This is a genomic window from Burkholderia sola, from assembly GCF_905400185.1.
In the GTDB taxonomy this organism is placed as follows: Bacteria; Pseudomonadota; Gammaproteobacteria; order Burkholderiales; family Burkholderiaceae; genus Burkholderia; species Burkholderia sola.
The window spans coordinates 2,894,532-2,916,036 of sequence record NZ_FR989676.1 but is presented as its reverse complement, the minus strand read 5'-3'; the positions used below and the strand labels follow the sequence as shown (position 1 = coordinate 2,916,036).

Here is a 21,505-nt window from a genome sequence, read left to right as displayed (position 1 = left end):
CCGTCGCCGATGTGGCGGCGCAATCGGAAACCATGAAGCCGGGCGGATGCGCAGGCACTTGCCCGGCTCGACAGGAGACAACATGAAAACGCGTTACCGCTGGTGGATCGGCGCGCTGCTGTTCGGCGCCGGTATGCTGAATTATCTCGATCGCGCGGCGCTGTCCGTCGTCGCGCCGATCATCAAGCGTGAACTCGGCATCGACGACGCGCAGATGGGCATCCTATTCAGCAGCTTCTTCATCGGCTACTGTGTGTTCTGCTTTGTCGGCGGCTGGGCCGCGGACCGGTTTGGGCCCCGGCGCGTGTTCGCGTGCGCGGCCGGCGTGTGGTCGCTGTTCTGCGGCGCGACCGCGCTGGCCGGATCGTTCGCGCATCTACTCGTGGTGCGTGTCGCGTTCGGGATCGGCGAAGGGCCGATGGGGACGACCACCAACAAAGCGATCTCGAGCTGGTTTCCGCGCCGCGAGGCGGGACGCGCGGTCGGCTGGACCAATGCCGGGCAGCCGCTCGGCGCGGCGATCGCGGCGCCGATCGTCGGTCTCGTCGCGCTGCAGTTCGGCTGGCGCGTGTCGTTCGTCGTGATCGCCGCGCTCGGCTTCGTGTGGCTCGCCGCGTGGTGGGCGTTGTTCCGCGACGATCCGGCCAGCCATCCGCGCGTGTCGCCGGAAGAGGCGCGCGAGATCGCATCCGACCGGACGATCGACGTCGCACCCGATGCGCATGCGGACGATCGTGCCGTGCGTCCGCTACTGCGCGATCTGTTGTCGCGGCCGGTGCTCGGCGTCGCGCTCGCGTTCTTCAGTTTTAACTACGTGCTGTACTTCTTCCTGTCGTGGTTGCCGAGCTACCTGACCGACTACCAGCATCTGAATATCAAGCAGATGAGTGTCGTCGGAATCCTTCCGTGGCTCGGCGCGACCGTCGGGTTCGTGGCCGGCGGCACCGTGTCGGATGGCATCTACCGCCGCACCGGCGACGTGCTGTTCGCGCGCAAGATCGTGATCGTCGTTGGGCTCGCGGTCGCGGCGGCCTGCGTGCTGCTGGCGTCGCGCGTGAGCTCGCTCGGCGCGGCCGTCACGCTGATCGCGATCGCGAGCCTGTTCGCGTTCATGGCGCCGCAGGCTTGCTGGTCGCTGCTGCAGGAAATCGTGCCGCGCGAACGTGTCGGCTCGGCGGGCGGGTTCGTTCACCTGCTTGCAAATCTGGCGGGCATCCTGTCGCCAAGCGTGACCGGCTGGCTCGTTCAGTATGGCGGTGGGTATGCGAGCGCGTTCGTGCTCGCGGGTGCATCGGCGCTGGCCGGTGCGGTGATCCTGACGTTCACGGTGCGCGCGCGGGCCGTTGTGCAGATGCGCGGGGCTGCCTGACGATGTACTCCGTTGAACTAGCAACGCGGGAGTGGGTGAGACCTGATTTAATCATCATCGGTTGATGAAACCGCTCGGCTATACCCAGGCCGCCAAAACCGGGACAAACTGCCATCGCCAACTTGGAACAGCCACCGCTGAATCGGCATCAAGTTAAACCAACCAGCCTCCCCGGTTTCCCGGGGCGGTTCAGGCCGTGTGGAACATCCTGGAAAATAAAGACACCTACCAGAGCCGCACGACTTTATTCGAGCTGCAGGCGCGAACTTCATTGAGGCGGGGGGGGCGGTCCTTAAAACGACGCTGGATAGAGCAGGGCAAGCCAACATGGCATCAACCTTCAGGGGTTGTAAAACTGGGGCGGACCATAGATTTATTTTCGCTTACGGTTGCCCGAACTGTCGCAGCAACTCGAAGCCTGTCCCTCCGCCCCAAGGGCTATCAAGGTCGAATCCAGTGGCAAACTTTCTAACGTCTGTCGGTTCATAACTTGCATAAATGAACTGATTGGCGTACTGTGGAAGGGCCGTTGAGGGAAACTGCGTTGGACAGCACGGATCGAGACGTACAGGAAACTGCCATCATGTGGCATTGCGCTGGGCCCGCGGTGATGCTCGGCACGGTTCTGAAGACGTGGGGCTCGGCGCCTCGCCCGATCGGCGCGATGGTCGCGCTGCGTGACGACGGTGCAGTGAAGGGTTCCGTATCGGGCGGGTGTCTCGAGGACGATCTGATCGAGCGCGTGTGGCGCGTCGGATTTTCGGGCTCGACGCCGACTGTCGTAACCTACGGCCTCTCGGCGGACGACGCCCATCGCTTCGGCCTTCCGTGCGGCGGCACGCTGATGATTCTCGTGGAACCGGTCCGGGTATCGTCGCGCCTTGACGAGGCGCTGGAATGGGTCAGGCGTGGCCGGGTAGTGATCCGCAACGTGAATGCCAATACCGGCGAAGCCGACGTGAGGCCGACCGATTCGGCGGCCCCGACCTCGTTCGACGGCGTGTCGTTGCGCGCATGTTACGGACCGAGCCATCGCCTGCTGATCATCGGTGCAGGGCAACTGTCCGAATATGTTGCGCGGGTGGCGGTGGCGCTGGGCTATCGCGTCATCGTTTACGACCCGCGTGAAGAGTACCTCGGGGAATGGTCTGTGGCTCATACCGAAGTATTTCGCGAAATGCCCGACGACCTGATCGAGCGAGTCGGCCTGGATCCGAACACGGCCGTGGTTGCGCTGACGCATGATCCGAAGATCGACGACCTGGCGTTGATAGAGGCGCTCAAATCCCCGGCATTCTATGTGGGAGCGGTCGGCTCGCGTGCGAATAACGCGAAGCGTCGGGAACGGCTCAAGCTGTTTGACTTGACCGACACACAGGTTGCAGCGCTTCATGGTCCGATCGGGCTTCACGTCGGTGCCAGAACGCCGCCGGAGATCGCGGTGGCTATCATGGCGGAGATGACTTCGCACCGGGACGGTGTGCTGGTCGTGCAGGCGCACGCGCTGCGCGATGCGCCGTCGGTGCCGCAACGGAGCGAATAGGCACGCGCGTACCTGTGTGGCGTTGTGTGAATGGCAGATAAAATTTTCGATGAACTTATGGCTAAACCCACCATGCTCGAATCGTCGAGCCACAGTGCGTCGGATGCACGTTTTGCATCGATCGAGCGCTATTCATCAGTTGCGAGAACAGTCGAGATACTGTCGGATGCGTGGGGATTTCTGGTTCTGCGGGAGTGTTTTTTCGGCGTCAGGCGATTCGAGCAGTTCCAGAGCATCCTGCAGGTGCCGCGTACCACGCTGGTGGAGCGGCTCAAGAAATTCACGACCCTGGGCATCCTGAAGAAACAGCTTCCGTCGACCGGCGGTGCCCGCTACGAGTACCGTTTCACGGAGCAGGGCCGCGACTTGTACGCGACGATGATCGCGCTGCTCGCCTTCGGCGACCGTTGGCTTGCGGGCGGCGCGCAGCCGCCGTTGAAACTGATTCACAAGACCTGTCAATGCGATTGCGCACCGCGCGTCGTGTGCTCGCACTGCCGCGCCGGCATTGACCCGAGGTCCGTCCACTATCGCGACGGGCCGGGAGCGGGCGGCGAGGAGCGTAGCATCGAACGCAAGCGCTCGCGCCGGAGTTCGGACGTGCGTGTCCTCGAGCGTATTCGGCCATGCTCGGTCGCGCGAACGTTGCAGATCATCGGTGACCGCTGGAGCTTCCTCGTGATCCGGGAATTCTTTTACGGTGTTCGACGCTTCGACGAGTTTCAGTCGCGCCTGGGTATCGCCACCAACATCCTGTCGGACCGACTGCAGCGACTCGTGGAGCAGGGTATCGCGGAGAAGCGGCTGTATCAGGAGAAGCCGAAGCGTTACGAGTACCGGCTGACCGAAATGGGCCGCGACTTGTATGGGCCGCTGCTGGTGATGATGGCCTGGGGTGACAAGTGGCTTTCGGGTGGCAAAGCACCGTTGAAACTTCGGCACCGGGAGTGCGACCACGATTTTCATGCAATCGTCGCATGCGACAAATGCGGTGCCGAACTCGATCCGCGTGAAATGTCATATGTGCTGCGATATGCGTTGCCGGTAGAGCTCGACGTCGCCTGACTCGCGCTTCTCGATGCCGCGTGGCGCCGGGGCGCGCGTACCGCGGCAGATCGATTCAACAGCATCGCGGTGGCTGTCTTCTTAGCCGGCCGGCCTGGCAGCCGGCTATGCGTCTCGTTCAAATCGCGCCGGGGGACCGCGCGCGTGGCGATTTGCCTCGTCATCTCCTTTTTCCCTTCGTCATGGTTTGGTGCGACTGGTCGACCGCACGTGTCGCCGGACGCATCCGGTCGCGCGCGGACTTGCCGCGTCCCGATTCGACCTTGCAGCAGACGTTAACCGTGTAAGCGTGCCCGGTACACAACCAAGAAGGTATCGGAAATGCAAGCGATATCTGCGCTGATGAATCCCTATTGGCACGGCCGCTCCTCCATGCGAAAGAGACGGCTGCATCCGCGCGGAATGCTTCAATACATCAGCCAATAACGGCTGGATAGCCGCGCGGCGTCATACATGACAGGTTGTCGAACAAGGGACTTGCAAATCAGAATTTCGCTCACTATAGTCCACTTATGCAAGTTAGTTTGTCGTCACGACATCGTTGTCGATTTCGTGATTCCGTGATTCCGTGATCGGGTGGAGGAGCAAAATTGAACGCATTTGAGTTTCAGTCGAACAGGTCTACGATCGTCGAGGCCGGCGCTTCGGCCCGCCTTGGGGAAATCGTCGGCCGGCTGGGCTGTCGCGCGGTCTTTCTCGTGACCGACCGCGGCATCGTCGATAACGGTCTGCTGAAACCGGCGCTTGATAGCCTCGAGGCAGCCGGCACGGCCGTTACGGTGTATGCGGACGTGCAGGCCGATCCGCCGGCTCACGTTGTGAATAGTGCGGCCGATGCGGCGGTGTCCGCCCGGGCCGACTGCGTGGTCGGTATCGGCGGCGGTAGCTCGCTCGACGTCGCGAAACTGGTGGCGCTTCTCGCGCGACGGACGGAAAAGCTCGACGCCGTTTACGGCGTGGGCGTCGCGAAAGGGCCGCGGCTGCCGCTGGTGTTGCTCCCCACGACTGCGGGAACTGGATCCGAGGTCACGCCGATTTCGATCGTGACAACCGGAGACGGAGAAAAGAAGGGTGTTGTCTCGCCGATACTGCTGCCGGACATCGCGGTGCTCGACGCGGATCTGACGTTGAGCTTGCCGCCCGCGGTCACGGCGGCGACGGGCATCGACGCAATGGTTCATGCGATCGAGGCGTACACCAGCAAGCGCCTGAAGAATCCGGTCTCCGATTGCCTCGCGAAGGAAGCGCTTCGCTTGCTCGGCGCCAACATCGGCGAGGCTTGTGCCAACGGCACCAATCGCGACGCACGCCAGGCAATGCTGCTCGGCGCAATGCTGGCCGGCCTGGCGTTTGCTAATGCTCCCGTAGCAGGGGTGCACGCGCTGGCCTATCCGGTGGGTGCACGCTTTCATGTTCCGCACGGGCTGTCGAACTCGCTCGTTCTGCCGGCGGTCATGCGTTTCAACCTCGATGCCGCGGCCGACTGGTATGCGGAGCTTGCCGCCGTTCTGATGCCCGACGTCACGGGAAATACCGGTGCGCGTGCGAACGCACTGGTCGAGCGGCTGACTGCACTGCCGAAGGCGCTCGGCTTGCCGACGCGGCTGTCTGACGTCGGTATCAGCCGCGGCGATATCGCGACACTGGCGGAAGACGCGATGCGTCAAACCCGTCTGCTCGTGAACAACCCGCGCGAGATTTCCCTTCAGGATGCGGCTGCGCTCTACGAGGAGGTTCTGTGACCCAGAAAAAAATGCCGTCGCGTCGCGCCCAATATCCGCACTTCAGCGCCATTCAGACGCGCTGGTCCGACAACGATTCCTACGGGCACGTGAACAACGTCGTCTATTACGCGTACTTCGATACGGCGGTCAATCGGCATTTGATTGAACGTGGCGTGCTCGATATTGCAACCAGCCCGATCATCGGGCTCGTGGTCGACACGCGTTGCACGTACTTCTCGTCGATCGGCTTTCCCGACGTCGTCCATGTCGGCATGAAGGTCGTGCATCTCGGCAACAGTAGCGTGCGCTACGAGATCGCGCTGTTTCGCAACGATGCCGACATGGCTTCGGCGATCGGCGAGTTCGTACACGTCTATGTCGATCGGGCAACGAACGGTCCGGTGCCGATTCCGAACGATGTCCGGCAAGTCTTGCGGTCGTTGATGGCCTGACGCGCCGGTCACAACAGGTGTCCTGGAGGAGAGAACAAATGGAAATGGCAGGAGAGGCACGGTTGCAGGCATCCCGCGAGACCGTGTGGAACGCGCTCAACGATCCGGCGGTGCTGCAGGCCAGCATCCCGGGGTGCGAAGTGCTCGAGAAGAGTGCCGACAATGAATTTACCGCGACGGTGGTGTCGAAGGTCGGGCCGATCAAGGCGCGGTTCGCCGGCAAGGTGACTTTGTCTAATATCGCCGCCCCCGTCAGTTACACGCTGACGGGTGAAGGGTCCGGCGGCGCGGCAGGCTTCGCGCGTGCTGACATCGACGTGGCGCTCGAAGCGCTGGAGCAGGATGTCACGCTGCTTCGATACGGCGTCAAGGCGAACGTCGGCGGCAAGCTGGCGCAGTTGGGCTCGCGAATGATCGATGCGGCGGCGCGCAAGTCGGCCGATGATTTCTTCGATCTGTTCGCGAGGCAGGTCGGCACGAAAGTGGCCAATGGCGAACAGGAGGCGTCGTCATCGACGATGGGCGTCGATGCACTGATGGCGGCTGTGTCGATCGAGCGTCCGCTCGTTGCGCCGGCTCACGCGGAATTGGCCATCGCCGCCGAACCCGCGGCGCCGCGGCAACGCGTGGAATCCGTCGGCAGCGCTGCGCCGCAGGCTCGCTCCTCCGGGGCGGACGGCGCACCCGCGATCCCGTTGGCCGATCTTCAGTCGGAGGTGACGGATGCGTTGATGACCGAGAAGATCAAGGTGTGGATCTCCGATCAGATCGCGGTCGTCACCTTGAACCGACCGCGCAGCCGCAACGCGATGACATACGGGATGTGGCTCGCGATGCCATCGATTATGGCCGCGCTCGAACGAAATCCCGAGGTGCGGGCCGTGTTGCTGACAGGCGCGGGCGACGACTTCTGTGCAGGCGCCGACATCTCCGAGTTCGAGAAAGTGCGCGCCGACGCTGGCCAGGCGAACGCGTACGAGATTGCGGTGGATGCGTGCTGCGATGCGATCGCGAACATCTCGAAGCCGACCATTGCCGTATTGCGGGGCTACTGCCTGGGCGGAGGCGCGCATCTGGCGATGTCGTGCGACTTCCGCTTCGCGGCACCAGACGCCACGTTCGGCATTCCTGCGGCGCGCCTTTCCATCATCTACGGCGTGCGTGGGACGCGCAAGCTGTTGTCGCTGGTGGGGCTGTCGCAAGCGAAGAAGATTCTGTACGGCGCAGAGCGATTCGATGCGCGTGCGGCGCGCGACATCGGATTCGTGGACCGGATCGCCGGAGACGACGCGCAGGTCGCGCCGCTCTCATGGTGGCAGCGTGTGAGCGGCGCTAAGCCGCGCGCAAGGACGAGCGATCCGATGGCCGATGCGCGCGCGTTTGCGAGAACGATGGCGGCGAACGCGCCGCTGAGCCTGGCGGGTGCGAAATACCAGCTGAACGGGATGGCGATGGGCACCGGCGCGCTCGATCTCGATCGAGCCGAGGCGATGATCGCGGCGGCAGCCAGCAGCGACGACTATCGGGAAGGCCGGGCCGCGTTCGCGGAAAAGCGCTCGGCGAAATTCCAGGGACGTTGACGGAGGAACCGATGAAACCGGCACCGTTTGACTATTGTTGCCCGGACTCCGTCGACGAGGCGATCGCCGCGCTGGCGGCCTGCCGCGGCGATGCGAAATTGATGGCCGGCGGCCAAAGCCTGATGCCGATGCTGAATTTTCGGGTGGTGCGTCCCGCGCTGATCGTCGACATCCGCAAACTGGTCGAGCTCGACTACGTGCGCGAGCGTGAGGACGGCGGACTCGCGGTGGGTGCGCTGACGCGTCACCGCGTGCTCGAGACGTCGCGCCAGGTTGCCCGACATTTTCCGATCATTCCTGACACGATGCGCCATGTCGCCCACCTCGCGATCCGGAATCGCGGCACGATCGGCGGAAGCCTGTCGCATGCCGATCCGGCCGCGGAGTTGCCGATGCTGGCGCGATTGCTGGATGCGACGATCGTCACGCGTTCGCCCCGCGGCGAGCGCAGGATTGCGGCGGCCGATTTCTTCATCGCGCCACTCACGACGATGCTCGACGATGACGAGATGGTCGTTCGCGTCGATTTTCCGGGCGTGAAGCCCGGGACCGGCTGGTGTTTCGAGGAATTCTCGCGTCGCGCAGGCGACTTTGCGCTGGCCGCCGTGGGCGTACTGCTGGATGTCCGCGACGGCGTGATCCACGATGCGCGCGTCGCGATGATGGGAGTAGGCGACACGCCGTTGCGGCGCAGTGACTCGGAAGCGATCCTGCTCGGCAAGCCGTTGTGCGACGCGCTCGTGGATGAGGCGGCGGAAATCGCGTGTGACGGACTGTCTCCCGCCATGGATCTGCATGCTTCGCCGGCGTACCGCCGCCATCTCGCGGGGGTGCTCGCGCGGCGCGCGATACGCAGCGCATGGCGCCGTGCTTCAGGAGTCGCGCAATGAACGAACATCACATTGCCCGCAAGCCCGTCTGGATGATCGTCAATGGCACGGTCGTCGAGCGCAGCATCGAACCGCGCCTGCTTCTGTCCGATTTCTTGCGACACGACCTGTCGCTGACCGGCACGCACGTCGGTTGCGAGCACGGCGTATGCGGGGCTTGCACGGTGATCGTCGACGGCGATAGCGTGCGGTCCTGCCTGATGCTGGCGATCTCGGCCGACGGTTGCGACGTGCGTACCGTGGAGAGCATGGGCACGCCCGATTCGCTGAGCCCGCTGCAGGAGGCGTTCCGTGAACATCATGGCCTTCAGTGCGGGTTCTGTACGCCCGGCATGCTGGCGACCTGCACCGATGCGTTGCAGAAATACCCGCTCGACAGCGATGACGAGATTCGCGATGCGCTGTCCGGAAATCTTTGCCGCTGTACCGGCTACCAGGGCATCGTCGAAGCCGTCCGTGTTTGCGTAACGGCGCGCGACGCATTGCGGCAGGCCGCCGGATCCGAGCCAACCGAGGATAACCAACGATGAAGATGCATGTTCTGAATGGCGGCCGGCTCCGGATGCGCAAGAGTGTCTATCTGCCGGAAGCCGAGCGAAGCGAAACGATCGATCTGCCGGTGGCATGCATGCTGTTTCGGCATGGTCAGGGAAACGTATTGTTCGACACCGGATGCCACCCGCAGGTCGTCGACGATGCCGCCGCTCGCTGGGGGGCGATGGCGAAGGCCATGACGCCGATCGCCGGACCGGAAGACAACGTCATCTCGGAGTTGAAAACGCTCGGGCTCGGGCCGGACGATGTCGATGTAGTCGTCAACTCCCATCTGCACTCCGATCATTGCGGCTGCAATGCGTTCTTCAAGAGAGCGACGTTCTTCTGTCATGCGAAGGAGCTGGCGGCCGCCCAGGGAGAGGAGGCACTGCAACGCGGCTACATTCCCGCCGACTGGCAGCATCCGATGCCGACCGAACTCATCGACGGGGAGCGCGACGTCTTCGGCGATGGAAAGATGCTGCTGGTCCCGTTGCCGGGGCACACGCCAGGGAGCATGGGCATGCTCGCGACACTGGAGCGTGACGGCGCCTTCCTGCTTGCTGCCGACGCCGTTGCGCTGCGCGAGAATCTGACGCGCGAAGTGATGCCGCGCAACACGTGGGACTCGGATGCCGCGTTGTCAACTCTCAACGAGGTCCGGAGGCTCGAACGAGATGGCGCGAGCGTGATCTTCGGCCACGATCCGCAGCAGTGGGAGACGCTTCGCAAGGGGGCTCACGCGTATGAGTAAGCCGCGTCGTGATCCTGGCGCGCCGCCGGACGCCGATGTCGGCATCGACGAACAGCCGCGCGGCGGTTTTGTCGGGCAGCCGGTGCGCCGATTCGAGGACGCGAGACTGCTCACCGGACTCGGACGTTATGTCGATGATCGGCCGGCCGGAAATGCACTTCATCTCGCGATCGTGCGCAGCGACCAGGCGCATGCGCGCATCCGCGCCGTGCGTGCCGACGCTGCACGCGGCATGGAAGGTGTATTCGGCATCTATGCGTGGGCCGATCTGGCTGGCCTCGTCAAGCCGGCTGTCGCGGTATCGCGCATGGCGGATTATCAGCCCACGCCGATTCATGCGCTGGCGGACGGTGTCGTGCACTTCGTCGGCGAACCGGTCATCGCGGTGCTCGCTGATAGCCGCTATCTGGCCGAGGATGCGCGGGATGCGATCGAGATCGAATACGAACCGCTGCCGGTCGAGACCGATGCCGAGGCGGCGGCACAGCCCGGCGCGCCACTGCTGCACGAAGGATTGACGAGCAACGTGCTGGTCGAACGTCGGTTCGTGCGTGGCCAGATCGACGAAGCGTTCGCGAACGCGCCTGTCACCGTTGGCGGCCGGTTCCGGTTTCACCGGAAGATGCCGACCGCGATGGAGCCGCGCACCTATATCGCGGAAGTGGATCCGGGCCGGGACGCCCTGACGCTCTACACGTCGAGCCAGATACCGGGCATCGTGCGCGACGCGATGGCGGATCTGCTCGACATGCCGGGCAACCGGCTGACGGTCATCGCGCCCGATGTCGGGGGCGGATTCGGCGGCAAGACCTCGGTCTATCAGGAGGAGATGCTCGTATGCGTGCTCGCGCGAAAGGTCGGGCGCCCGGTGCGCTGGAGCGGTGATCGGCTCGAGGACATGCTGTCGACGAGCCAGGCCTTCGACGAACGGGTCGATGCCGAACTCGCACTGGATAGCGATGGCCGGATTCTGGGGCTGCGTGCCGAAGTGATCGGCGACGTGGGCGCGTATTCGATCTATCCGTGGACTGCCGGTATCGAGCCGGTTCAGGTCATCAGTTTTCTGCCCGGGCCGTACCGGGTCCCTGCCTATCACGGACACGTGCGTGGGGTGACGACACCCAAGGCGCCGACCGGGCCCTATCGCGGCGTCGGACGCCCGACGTCGACATTCGCGATGGAGCGCCTGATGGATCTGGCGGCAAAGCGGCTCGACATGGATCCGACGGAGTTGCGGTTACGCAACCTCGTGCGTCCGGAGGAGTTTCCGTATCGCACGCCGGTCGGCATCGTGTGGGATCAATCGGCGTTCATCGAAGGACTCGAGGCAGCGAAGGAACGGTTCGACTACACCGCCGCGAGGCAGGCCCAGGCGCACGCGCGTGCCGAAGGGCGCTGGGTCGGTATCGGCGTCGCCTGCTATGCGGAACTGTCCGGCATCGGCTCGCGCATTTCCGCGTCGCCAGGCATGCCGATCAACACCGGCACCGATACGTGCGTGATCCAACTCGATTCGACCGGAGCGGTCACGGCATCGTTCGGCTGCGCATCGCATGGTCAGGGGCACGAGACGACACTCGCTCAGGTGCTGGCCGACGAACTCGGCGCGCGCATCGAAGATCTGCGCGTGATCACCGGCAATAGTGCCGCCGTGCCGCACGGTACCGGCAGTTATGCCAGCCGCACGGCCGTCATCAGCAGTGGGGCTGGAATGCTGGCAGCGCGCGAACTGCGCGCACGGATGCTGCGCGTCGCCGGTCATCTGCTCGACGTGTCGCCGGGCGATCTCGACGCGGTCGAGAGCGTCATTCGCGTGCGCTGGAGCGACGCGTGTCTGTCATTCGCCGATCTGGCAAAGGCGCTCTATTCGCAGATGGGACGCGTGCCGCCGGAGTTCCGGGAGGATCTTTGCGTCAGTCGGGCTTACGACCCGGTGGTAGGCACGACAAGTTCGTCTACGCATCTCGTTCAGGTGGAAATCGATCCCGAAACGTATGGCGTTCACGTTCGGCAATACGTGATCGCGGAGGACTGCGGACGGGTGATCAATCCGTTGATCGTCGCGGGGCAGACGCGTGGCGCCGTGGCGCAGGGCATCGGCGCTGCACTGCTCGAGGAAGTTGTGTACGACGCCGAGGGGCAATTGCTGACCGCGAGCCTGGTCGATTACCTGCTGCCGTCGGCACCGGAAGTCCCGACGTTGGATCTCGTGCACCTCGAGAAACTGGCACCCAACACGCTGGGCGGCTTTCGCGGCATGGGCGAGGGCGGGACGATCGGCTCGCCCGCGGCCATTGCGAATGCGATCGCCGATGCGCTGTCGCCGCTGAACGTCGACATATCGGAATTGCCGGTGACGCCCGAGCGCCTGTATCGCCTCATTCATTCATCCCCCATTGAATCAATCAAGGAGCAACAAGATGGAATTCAGACTTGACGGAAAGGTCGCGCTCGTCACCGGCGGCGCCCGGGACGTGGGCCGTGAAATCGCACTGGGCCTGGCTGCCGAGGGTGCGAGTGTCGTCGTCAACTATCACGGATCGAAGGCCGCGGCGGAAGCGGTCGTGGACGAGATCCGCGCGCAAGGTGGGCGAGGGCGGGCGATCGGCTGCGACATCTCGGACCGTCGGGCCGTGGATCAGATGATCGACGAGACCGTCGAGGTCTTCGGCGGTCTCAACATCCTTGTCAACAATGCCGGGCTCGTCATCCGCAAGCGCTTTCTCGATTCCCACCCGGACGAATGGCGCAAGCAGATCGACGTCTGCCTGTACGGCACGCTGAACTGCACGCATGCGGCGTTGCCTCATCTGGAGCGTCAGAAAGGCAGCGGCCGAATCATCACGATCACGGGCGATTCGTCGCGGGTCGGCGAATCCGGCCTGGCGATCGGCGCGGCCGCGCGCGCGGCCAATATCGCACTGATGAAGTCGATCGCACGAGAAACGCGCTCGGGCACGACAGCCAATGCGCTGGCGCTCGGGTTGATCGAGACCGCACACGATCCGGAATTTCTCGAGGCGAATCTGGAACGGCTGGTCAAGCTCTATCCGCTTCGACGTCTCGGTCAGCCGAATGATGTTGCGCCCATGGCGGTCCTGCTTGCATCGGAAAAGGGAAGCTGGATTACCGGTCAGGTGATCAGCATCAGCGGCGGCTTCAGTATGGTCTGACGGCGCAACCCACGGCGTTCTTCCGACAACTGACACATCAGCGCCGCCGACCGAATCCGACGGCAGCGCTCCAGGAGACAAACGTGATTCATACCGAGCTTATTGTGCCTGTCCACGAATTGCTCAAGCGCCATAAGGAGCGCAATCCGGACAAGGCGGCATTCGAGGACGCACGGACGTCCGTCACTTATGCGGAACTGGACGCGATGACCGCACGCCTGGCGACGCACTTCCAGCGGGCGGGCGTGCAGGCCGGCGATCGTGTCGCCGTCGTGCTGCCGAACTCGGTCGAATGGGTGGTGAGCTGCCTCGCCTGCGTTCGTGCCGGTGCGATCGCCGTGCCAATCAACCACGAGGCCACTTCGCCGGAGATCGAGTATCGGCTGGATGATGCAAGCTGCACGGCACTCGTGACGAGCGACGTGCGCGAGCGGGAATTGCGCGCGGTCGGTGCTTCTGTCGGTACGGTCACGGAATACGTGACCGTGTCGTGGTCGTCGCAGCCCGTCGTCGGTACGCCATTTGCAGTCGCGACGGCGCGCGGCACCGCGAGTGAGCCGTTGGATCCGGACACGATCGACGATCCCGCATTCGTGATCTACACGTCGGGAACGACCGGCAAGCCCAAAGGCGTGCTACTGTCGACGCACGGCATGCTGTGGGTCGCCGCCGCATGCTGGGCCCCGATTGCCGGCCTGACGGGCAGCGATCGCGTGCTGAGCGCACTTCCGCTGTATCACTCGTATGCGCTGAACTTCTCCGTGCTGAGCGTGCTCGCAGTCGGTGCGACCGCGTATCTGATGGAGAAGTATTCGTCGAGCGAAATCCCGCGGCTGCTGTCGGACGGGCGCTTCACGGTCATGCCGGGCGTGCCGACGATGTTCCACTACCTGCTCGAATCCGCGCGGGCGAACGGGCGCGGCTCGCTGCCCGGGCTGCGATTATGCGTGTCGGCCGGCGCGATACTGCCGGGCACGACGAATCGCGAATTCGAAAACATGTTCGGCCTGAAGCTGCTCGATGGCTACGGCATTACCGAAACCTCGACGATGGTCACGATGAACTGGCCGACCGGTGCGCGCGTATTCGGCTCGTGCGGCCTGCCGCTGCCGGGCGTAGCGGCGCGCGTCGTCGATCCTGTTGCGCTGCGCGATGTTCGGGTCGGGGAAGAAGGCGAGTTACTCGTCCGCGGCCCCAATGTGATGAAGGGATACCTGAACAAGCCAACGGAAACCGATGCGGCATTGATCAACGGCTGGTATCGCACGGGCGACTTGGCACGCTTTGATGCGAACGGCTATATCACCATCACGGGGCGCCTCAAGGAAGTAATCATTCGGGGCGGCCAGAACATCTCACCGGCCGAAATCGAAGAGGTGGTCTGCGAGTACGACGGCGTTCACGATTGCGCAGTCGTCGGCATGCCGCATGCGCATCTCGGCGAGGTGCCGGTGGTGTTCGTCGTCGAGCGAGCCGAGGGCGCTGTGGATGTCGCGGCGCTGCTCGCGCACTGCAGTCTCCATCTGTCGGCTTACAAGGTACCGTTCGTGATTCATGTGACGACGGAAATTCCGCGGACCGGATCTGGGAAGGTCATGCGGTTCAAATTGCGCGAAGCCGTACAACCGGCCGAGCACGGTGACGTCTGACACGTTACGCCTATCCTCTGACTGGAGAAGTATTGATGTCGACAATTTCATTGAACGGGCAGGTAACGATTCGGAATCCTGAACTGCTAAGGCATGTGTGCCTCATCGCAGGTGAATGGATTCACGCTGACCAAGGGGGCACTATCGACGTGCGCAATCCGTCGACGGGGCAGTCGCTTGGGACCGTGCCGCGCATGGGGCGAGATGAAACATTGCGCGCGATCGACGGCGCCAATGCCGCGCTGACCGAATGGCGCTCGCGTACCGGGAAGGAACGTGCGGTGGTTTTGCGTCGCTGGTATGAATTGATGATCGAGAATCAGGATGATCTGGCGGCGATCATGACGGCTGAGCAGGGCAAGCCGCTTGCGGAAAGCCGCGCGGAGATCGGCTATGCCGCGTCGTTTCTGGAATGGTTCGGCGAGGAAGCCAAGCGCGTCTATGGCGATACGATTCCGGGGCATGCGCGCGACAAGCGCATCGTCGTGCTGAAGCAACCCATCGGCGTGTGCGCTGCGATCACGCCGTGGAATTTCCCGGCGGCGATGTTGACGCGCAAGATCGGGCCGGCGCTCGCCGCCGGCTGCACGATGGTATTGAAACCCGCGAGCCAGACGCCATTCTCCGCGCTTGCGCTCTGCGTGCTGGCCGAGCGTGCCGGCGTGCCCAAAGGGGTGATCTCGTGCGTAACTGGCGCGGCGGCGCAGATCGGCGAAACGTTGACGACCAGTCCGATCGTCCGCAAGGTCTCGTTCACCGGATCGACGGAAATCGGCAAGATTCTGCTGGCGCAATGCGCGTCGACCGTCAAGAAGGCATCGATGGAACTGGGCGGCAACGCGCCGTTCATCGTATTCGACGATGCCGATCTCGACGCGGCAGTGAAAGGTGCGATCGCATCGAAGTATCGCAATGCGGGGCAGACCTGCGTATGCGCGAACCGTCTGCTGGTTCAGGACGGTGTGTATGACGCGTTCATCGAAAAACTGTCGGTGGCCGTGCAATCCATGCGTGTCGGCGACGGATTCGAGGAAGGTGTCGCGATCGGTCCTCTGATCGATGAGCATGCCGTCGCGAAGGTTGTGGAGCACGTCGACGACGCGATATCGAAGGGCGCGCGTGTCGTAGTCGGCGGAAAGCGGCATCAGAAGGGCGGCAACTACTACGAGCCGACGATTCTTGCCGATGTGACTCCGTCGATGCGGATCTTTCGCGAGGAGACATTCGGTCCCGTTGCCCCCATTTTCCGGTTCAGTACCGATGACGAGGCAATCGCGCTCGCGAACGACACCGAATTTGGTCTCGCTTCTTATTTCTACAGCCGGGATATCGGCCGCGTGCTCAAAGTGGCCGAGGCGCTCGAGTACGGCATCGTAGGCATCAACGAAGGCCTGATCTCGACCGAAGTCGCACCGTTCGGCGGTGTCAAGGAGAGCGGGCTCGGACGCGAGGGATCGAAGTACGGCATCGAGGACTACCTCGAGCTCAAGTATCTGTGCGTGGGCGGAATCGCCTGACGCTCGGGGCGGCACCTGGGTGCATCGATGCTTCGGTGCCGGTTCATCGTGAATTCTTCGATGGAGGTATCTCGCGCAATAAAGTCCAGTAATGAAAGTTAGACAACAACGATGAATCCATTGGTTTGGAGGAGCTAGACATGTCAACAGTCAATGTGGCAGTGCCTGCGTCGCGGATGTCCCGTGACGAAAAACGGGTGGTTTTCGCATCTTCGTTAGGTACGGTGTTCGAGTGGTACGACTTCTTTCTCGCGGGCTCGCTGGCGACGTTCATTGGCAAGCACATTTTCTCCGGTGTCAACCCGACCGCGGGATTCATCTTTACGCTGCTGAGCTTTGCTGCGGGTTTCGCGGTGCGACCTCTCGGGGCGATCGTATTTGGACGTCTGGGCGACCTGGTAGGCCGCAAGTACACGTTTCTCGTGACGATCGTCCTGATGGGCGGCTCGACGTTTCTCATCGGGTTGCTGCCGGGCTTTGCCACTATCGGGATCGCTTCGCCGATCCTGTTTGTCGCGATGCGGATGATTCAAGGTCTCGCGCTTGGCGGCGAATACGGCGGCGCGGCGACTTATGTCGCGGAGCATGCGCCGAATGACCGGCGCGGTGCATGGACCGCCTGGATCCAGATGACGGCGACGCTCGGGCTGTTCCTATCGCTGGTGGTCATTCTGGGTGTTCGAACCACGACAGGAGAAGGCGTGTTCGCATCGTGGGGATGGCGAATGCCGTTCCTGATGTCGATCGTGCTGCTCGGGATATCGGTGTGGATCCGCCTTCAGTTGCACGAGTCGCCGGCATTCGAGCGCATGAAGGCCGAGGGCAGTCGCTCGAAGGCACCCGTAGCCGAGGCATTCGGGCAATGGAAGAACCTCAAGCTGGTGTTGGTCGTGTTGTTCGGGCTGACGGCGGGGCAGGCAGTCGTCTGGTATACGGGGCAGTTCTACACGCTGTTCTTTCTGACGCAGACGCTCAAGCTCGAGGGTTCGACGTCGAATGTGATCCTTGCCATCGCACTCGTGATCTCGGCGCCGTTCTATGTCGTGTTCGGTTCATTGTCCGACCGAATCGGACGCAAGCCGATCATCCTGATCGGTTTCGCGCTGGCGGCCGCCACGTATTTTCCGCTGTTCAAGGGGCTCACACACTTTATCAATCCCGCGCTGGAGACGGCACAACGGAATGCGCCGATTGTGGTGAAGGCATTTCCTCGCGAGTGTTCGTTCCAGTTTAATCCGGTCGGTACGGCGACCTTTACCAGTTCATGCGATATCGCCAAGAGTGCGCTCTCGAAAGCTGGGCTGAGCTACCGTAACGATCCGGCGGCGCCGGGCGAGAGGGCAGCGATCGTCGTCGGCGGCAGCGTCATTTCGTCATACGATGGAAAATCCGCCGACGCAGCCATGCAAGGGCGTGATTTCGATCGGGCGCTGCAGCGTGCGCTGCATGATAACGGCTATCCGGCGAAGGCCGATCCGGGCAAGATCAATTGGCCGATGGCGATCCTTCTGCTGGCGATCCTGATGATCTACGGCACGATGGTCTACGGGCCGATCGCGGCCATGCTCGTCGAGTATTTTCCGACACGGATCCGCTACACGTCGATGTCGTTGCCATATCACATCGGCAACGGATGGTTCGGTGGATTCCTGCCGGCTTCCGCATTCGCGATCGTCGCGGCAAACGGGAACATCTATTCCGGCCTCTGGTATCCGATCGTCATTGCGACCGCTTCGCTGATCGTCGGGATCTTGTGCGTGCGCGAGACGCGCGGCACCGATATCTGCGCAAACTGACCAGACAACATATCGATACGGAGTCGAGCGGATCATGGCGTTATACGAATATCGAGGCGTGGCCCCGCGCGTTCATGCGTCCGCTTACGTACACCCGAGTGCGAGCATCATCGGTGACGTGATCGTCGGCGCCGGTTGCTATATTGGGCCCGGAGCCTCGCTACGTGGGGATTTTGGCGCCATTCGTGTCGGCGAGGACAGCAACGTACAGGACAACTGTACGTTGCATGTCGGGCACGGAATGACATGTTTGCTTGGCGAACGGTCTCATGTCGGCCACGGCGCCGTGATACATGGCGCACGTCTGGAGCGCAACGCGCTGATCGGGATGACCGCCATCGTGATGGACGACGCGATAGTCGGAGATTCCGCCATTGTGGCGGCGTGCGCGTTCGTCAAGTCGGGAATGGAGGTGCCGGCGCGAACGCTGGTCATGGGCGTGCCGGCCCGTATCGTCCGCGTACTGACCGAAGCGGAACTGCGTGAGAAGGTCGAAGCGACGAACCGCTACTGCGAACTCGCGGCAGCGAGTTTGGCAACGATACGCCGGATCGATATGCCGATCGGTGGATGAGCCGAGTGATATTGCCGGAATTCGACAGACCCCCGACCGTCGCGAATGGAATACGGCGATCGACGATTGTCGCGATCGGCTTTTGCGGCGGAGCGCCGCAATCGTTCGTTGTCGGCACTACCGACGTAGCCGTGCAGTGCGCCGTCGACGTGCGCGCACTGCACGATTCACATACGAATCAATCGATCCCTCCCGTGCGGTGACCAGCATAGTACGGGGTGCGCCAGTTTGGCGTTATGCCCATGAAGTCGTCGAAATATGCAATGGCCAGCATCGGCTCTTCGAGCAAATTCTCGCGATACGATTGCCAGATCTTGAGCTGTCCGATTTTTTCGGACGATTCGACGACTTTTCCACATTCCTGCCGTGATACTTTTTTGACGAGCTCAACGCAAAAATGAGTCAGTGCGAATCCGGTCGGCCACCAGTCTGCAATTTCGCTGCTCGGTTTCTTATGTGGAATGACGGTCACCGATGTGTCTCGGACGGCTTTGAATTTCAATAGTTCGGCGAGCAGCGCGCCGATGCAGAACTGGAAATAGTCAGCCGCGTTCTTGTGTAGGTAAAACTCGCTATCTTCGAGGATTTGAGTCCACGCGACGAACGCTTGTGTGAACTGTCGATCATCGAGCTCGAGCAACACGCCGGAATTTTTTGAGTAGTCGTTGCAATACTGCTGAAGAAGCAGTCTGCAAGATGACAGTTTGGTGAGAGCCGGCCATACGCGATGTATGGACCTTGCGATCGGTTCGTGTTCGTCTACCAAGATGCTTCTCCGGCGCATTGACTTCACAGGTAGCTGACAATTCTGGAAAACTCGCGCTGCATCGCGTCGTCCGGATTTTTCGATCGCAATGCCGCTCGAATTCGCGACTCGGACGCGCCTACGAGATCGGCCGCGAAGCGAAGCAGCGTGTCGGGATTGGACGGAAGCGCTGCAGGCTGAACAATTCTTGCGCACCCGGTGATACCGAGTAATAGAAAAACATATACGTTCGGCTCGGATACCAGCCACCACGGCGCGACGACATCAGGCAATTCATCGAATCGTGCGCTTCGAATCGGATGGCGGTCGATGAGCGATAACGTGAGCCGGGAATACGCGCGACAGATATCGTCGGAAAATTCATCCAGCGACGCCTCGGCCTGGATTTCCGCTATGCCTTTTAACACGTTGTGCGCGCCTCGCAGGCTGCTGAATGCGTCATTGATGCGGTGTTCAAATATAAGGACGTCCGTCGCACCCGCGTGCAGGATGAATCGCTTCGCGGCTGCGTAATAAAGTGCCGAGCAGTGGCGGATCAGCTTTGTATCCGCGGATTCGCGAATGATGCGTTCCAGGCCGCCGTCGAAGCTGACAGGCGCTTTCCAATGATCCTGCAGTGGGGGAATCGCATGACCTGCATACGTTTCGGCCGTTTCGAGCAGTGTGTCCGCGATATGGCCGACGGAGCCAAGAAATTGCGGCAACGGCGGCAAGTTCGCGCGGCGGGCAGCGGTTCGCTGAGAATCGGACCCAGAGCCGGGGACGTTTCGCGCCGCGTATCGAAGTTGCCGCGCACAATCCATCAATGCAAGGCGAACCTGACTGAGATCCTGGACGATGTGCGATGGCGTCAATGACTTGGGTTCCATGGCTGCCTCGAGGCTGAAACATTTGAAGTTAAGATAGCACATTTGTTCAGTGTCATTGATCACGTTAATTTAGGGGAGGAAGCGTGCCGAGAGCCCGAACCAAGCACCGAGAAGAGGCCATCGACGAACAAAGCCCAGCGCGCAGACTGCGGCTGCGCGCGGCGTGGATGTACTTCGTGGAGGAGATGACGCAACACGAGATCGCACAGAAACTCGGCATCGGTCGGGTGACGGTCGTGCGCCTGCTGGCCGCTGCGCGCGAGAGAAACGAGGTAAAAATTTCGATTGGGGATCGCCTGGTCGAATGCGTGGATCTCGAACGGCAACTCGAGGAGCGATTCGGGATCGCGGAAGCGATCGTCGTACCGCTGTCAGCGCGAGACGCGGATGCCACCGCGCCAGTGAGCGCGGCTGCTGGCGAATATGTGTCGTCGATGGTGCGGTCGAACATGAAAATCGGCGTCGGTTGGGGGCGCACCCTTGTCAGTTCGCTGTCGTACATGGGTGAGCGTCCCGTCGAAAACGTCTCGGTGGTTTCACTGCTGGGCGGCATCATGAAAGCCCGACATTTCAACCCGGCGGAGTTCGCTTGGCGTTTCGCGACGTTGTATCAGGCGGACTGCTACCTGATGACCGCGCCGTTGGTGGTCGACAGCCCGGAGACCCGGCGCACGCTCATCGAGCGCTGCGGCCTCCGGGATATTTTCGATCTGGCGAGATCCCTGGATGCGGTCGTGCTCGGCGCTGCGGGCACTGGCCCGGAGGCAACGGCGCACCGATCGCGGTTCATCAGCGATGCTGATCGCGAATCAGTGATCAAGGCGGGTGCCGTGGGCGATCTGCTCTTCAACTTTTTCGACGCCAACGGACAACTGGTTGACCATCCCATCAACGAGCGTGTGATGTCCGTGCCGCTCGACATCGTCAAGCAAGTACCGGTGCGCGTGCTTGCAGCGGGCGGCGTCAGCAAGGTGCCGGCGCTCGGGGGGGCTCTGAGGTTATTGCGACCGTCCGTATTGATCACCGATCAATACGCCGCAGCGGACTTGCTGAAACTAGCGGACTGACCTTCGCGCGGAAAGGTCCCCGTCACCTTTCCGTACTCCGCGCTCGTCCCCACTGCCGAGAGAAGCGCGCTCTCGCACCTCCCCCCATTCGCAGCGACGGCAGTGATGCTGCGCCGCATCAATTTCTGTATCAGTGCCCGCCGCTGGGTTGTCGCTCGCGTCAACGAGCCCTTGGCGCGGCTC

At 62.4% G+C, this 21,505-nt stretch carries 18 protein-coding genes; 16 read left to right on the top strand and 2 right to left on the bottom strand.

Annotated elements, in window-relative coordinates; translation table 11 throughout:
• Positions 1-82: 82 nt before the first annotated feature.
• From KR541_RS29450 to KR541_RS29380, 15 genes are all read left to right on the top strand, one after another.
• The gene (locus tag KR541_RS29450; protein WP_050011246.1) at positions 83-1,369 is read left to right on the top strand and encodes an MFS transporter; all 1,287 of its coding nucleotides are present in this window, start codon (positions 83-85) and stop codon (positions 1,367-1,369) included.
• 544 nt (positions 1,370-1,913) lie between these two features.
• Entirely contained in the window at positions 1,914-2,912 is a 999-nt protein-coding gene (locus KR541_RS29445; protein WP_089489186.1) for an XdhC family protein, read from the top strand.
• A gap of 57 nt (positions 2,913-2,969) precedes the next feature.
• Entirely contained in the window at positions 2,970-3,977 is a 1,008-nt protein-coding gene (locus KR541_RS37085) for a winged helix-turn-helix transcriptional regulator (protein ID WP_089489187.1), read from the top strand.
• 590 nt (positions 3,978-4,567) lie between these two features.
• Positions 4,568-5,719 (top strand): iron-containing alcohol dehydrogenase, encoded by a 1,152-nt coding sequence (locus tag KR541_RS29435; RefSeq protein WP_124638257.1) that lies wholly within the window; start codon positions 4,568-4,570, stop codon positions 5,717-5,719.
• A gap of 11 nt (positions 5,720-5,730) precedes the next feature.
• A complete protein-coding gene (locus KR541_RS29430; RefSeq protein ID WP_050011242.1) occupies positions 5,731-6,153 on the top strand; it encodes an acyl-CoA thioesterase in 423 nt (140 codons plus the stop codon).
• Between the two features lie 38 nt (positions 6,154-6,191).
• On the top strand, positions 6,192-7,733 hold the full coding sequence (locus KR541_RS29425; RefSeq protein WP_080334129.1) for an enoyl-CoA hydratase-related protein: 1,542 nt from the start codon (positions 6,192-6,194) through the stop codon (positions 7,731-7,733).
• 11 nt (positions 7,734-7,744) lie between these two features.
• The gene (locus KR541_RS29420) at positions 7,745-8,623 is read left to right on the top strand and encodes an FAD binding domain-containing protein (RefSeq protein ID WP_050011241.1); all 879 of its coding nucleotides are present in this window, start codon (positions 7,745-7,747) and stop codon (positions 8,621-8,623) included.
• A complete protein-coding gene (locus tag KR541_RS29415; protein WP_425542636.1) occupies positions 8,593-9,153 on the top strand; it encodes a (2Fe-2S)-binding protein in 561 nt (186 codons plus the stop codon). The genes KR541_RS29420 and KR541_RS29415 overlap by 31 nt, the downstream gene beginning before the upstream one ends.
• The gene (locus KR541_RS29410) at positions 9,150-9,911 is read left to right on the top strand and encodes an N-acyl homoserine lactonase family protein (protein ID WP_050011239.1); all 762 of its coding nucleotides are present in this window, start codon (positions 9,150-9,152) and stop codon (positions 9,909-9,911) included. Before KR541_RS29415 ends, KR541_RS29410 begins: the two co-directional genes overlap by 4 nt.
• Positions 9,904-12,348, top strand: coding sequence for a xanthine dehydrogenase family protein molybdopterin-binding subunit (locus KR541_RS29405; protein ID WP_216089979.1), 2,445 nt, complete (start codon positions 9,904-9,906; stop codon positions 12,346-12,348). Before KR541_RS29410 ends, KR541_RS29405 begins: the two co-directional genes overlap by 8 nt.
• Positions 12,332-13,084 (top strand): SDR family NAD(P)-dependent oxidoreductase, encoded by a 753-nt coding sequence (locus KR541_RS29400; RefSeq protein ID WP_089489190.1) that lies wholly within the window; start codon positions 12,332-12,334, stop codon positions 13,082-13,084. Before KR541_RS29405 ends, KR541_RS29400 begins: the two co-directional genes overlap by 17 nt.
• An 83-nt stretch (positions 13,085-13,167) precedes the next feature.
• A complete protein-coding gene (locus tag KR541_RS29395; protein WP_216089978.1) occupies positions 13,168-14,733 on the top strand; it encodes a class I adenylate-forming enzyme family protein in 1,566 nt (521 codons plus the stop codon).
• 35 nt (positions 14,734-14,768) lie between these two features.
• Positions 14,769-16,250, top strand: coding sequence for an NADP-dependent succinate-semialdehyde dehydrogenase (gene gabD / locus KR541_RS29390; protein ID WP_216089977.1), 1,482 nt, complete (start codon positions 14,769-14,771; stop codon positions 16,248-16,250).
• A 140-nt stretch (positions 16,251-16,390) separates the two neighbouring features.
• A complete protein-coding gene (locus KR541_RS29385; protein WP_216089976.1) occupies positions 16,391-18,046 on the top strand; it encodes an MFS transporter in 1,656 nt (551 codons plus the stop codon).
• A gap of 34 nt (positions 18,047-18,080) precedes the next feature.
• Entirely contained in the window at positions 18,081-18,620 is a 540-nt protein-coding gene (locus tag KR541_RS29380; RefSeq protein WP_216089975.1) for a gamma carbonic anhydrase family protein, read from the top strand.
• 178 nt (positions 18,621-18,798) lie between these two features.
• Here the strand turns inward: KR541_RS29380 and KR541_RS29375 are convergent, their stop codons facing one another.
• Both KR541_RS29375 and KR541_RS29370 read right to left on the bottom strand, forming a co-directional pair.
• Complete coding sequence (locus tag KR541_RS29375; RefSeq protein WP_216089974.1) at positions 18,799-19,386, bottom strand: hypothetical protein; 588 nt, start codon at positions 19,384-19,386, stop codon at positions 18,799-18,801.
• Between the two features lie 23 nt (positions 19,387-19,409).
• Positions 19,410-20,255 carry a hypothetical protein gene (locus KR541_RS29370; RefSeq protein WP_216089973.1) on the bottom strand — a complete coding sequence of 282 codons (846 nt, stop codon included), beginning with the start codon at positions 20,253-20,255 and terminating at the stop codon, positions 19,410-19,412.
• Between the two features lie 185 nt (positions 20,256-20,440).
• Between KR541_RS29370 and KR541_RS29365 the strand changes: the two genes are divergently transcribed.
• Positions 20,441-21,322: a sugar-binding transcriptional regulator gene (locus tag KR541_RS29365; RefSeq protein ID WP_226238130.1), complete on the top strand. Its 882-nt coding sequence runs from the start codon at positions 20,441-20,443 to the stop codon at positions 21,320-21,322.
• Positions 21,323-21,505: the final 183 nt, after the last annotated feature.

What these genes read in the sequence shown, in the direction of transcription:
- KR541_RS29365 (WP_226238130.1), top strand. Translation starts at nt 20,441, where the DNA reads ATGACGCAACACGAGATCGCACAGAAACTCGGCATCGGTCGGGTGACG.
- KR541_RS29420 (WP_050011241.1), top strand. Translation starts at nt 7,745, where the DNA reads ATGAAACCGGCACCGTTTGACTATTGTTGCCCGGACTCCGTCGACGAG.
- KR541_RS29405 (WP_216089979.1), top strand. Translation starts at nt 9,904, where the DNA reads ATGAGTAAGCCGCGTCGTGATCCTGGCGCGCCGCCGGACGCCGATGTC.
- gabD (WP_216089977.1), top strand. Translation starts at nt 14,769, where the DNA reads ATGTCGACAATTTCATTGAACGGGCAGGTAACGATTCGGAATCCTGAA.
- KR541_RS29410 (WP_050011239.1), top strand. Translation starts at nt 9,150, where the DNA reads ATGAAGATGCATGTTCTGAATGGCGGCCGGCTCCGGATGCGCAAGAGT.
- KR541_RS29370 (WP_216089973.1), bottom strand. Translation starts at nt 20,255, where the DNA reads ATGGAACCCAAGTCATTGACGCCATCGCACATCGTCCAGGATCTCAGT.
- KR541_RS29450 (WP_050011246.1), top strand. Translation starts at nt 83, where the DNA reads ATGAAAACGCGTTACCGCTGGTGGATCGGCGCGCTGCTGTTCGGCGCC.
- KR541_RS29430 (WP_050011242.1), top strand. Translation starts at nt 5,731, where the DNA reads ATGCCGTCGCGTCGCGCCCAATATCCGCACTTCAGCGCCATTCAGACG.
- KR541_RS29385 (WP_216089976.1), top strand. Translation starts at nt 16,391, where the DNA reads ATGTCAACAGTCAATGTGGCAGTGCCTGCGTCGCGGATGTCCCGTGAC.
- KR541_RS29425 (WP_080334129.1), top strand. Translation starts at nt 6,192, where the DNA reads ATGGAAATGGCAGGAGAGGCACGGTTGCAGGCATCCCGCGAGACCGTG.
- KR541_RS29380 (WP_216089975.1), top strand. Translation starts at nt 18,081, where the DNA reads ATGGCGTTATACGAATATCGAGGCGTGGCCCCGCGCGTTCATGCGTCC.
- KR541_RS37085 (WP_089489187.1), top strand. Translation starts at nt 2,970, where the DNA reads ATGGCTAAACCCACCATGCTCGAATCGTCGAGCCACAGTGCGTCGGAT.
- KR541_RS29415 (WP_425542636.1), top strand. Translation starts at nt 8,593, where the DNA reads ATGGCGCCGTGCTTCAGGAGTCGCGCAATGAACGAACATCACATTGCC.
- KR541_RS29400 (WP_089489190.1), top strand. Translation starts at nt 12,332, where the DNA reads ATGGAATTCAGACTTGACGGAAAGGTCGCGCTCGTCACCGGCGGCGCC.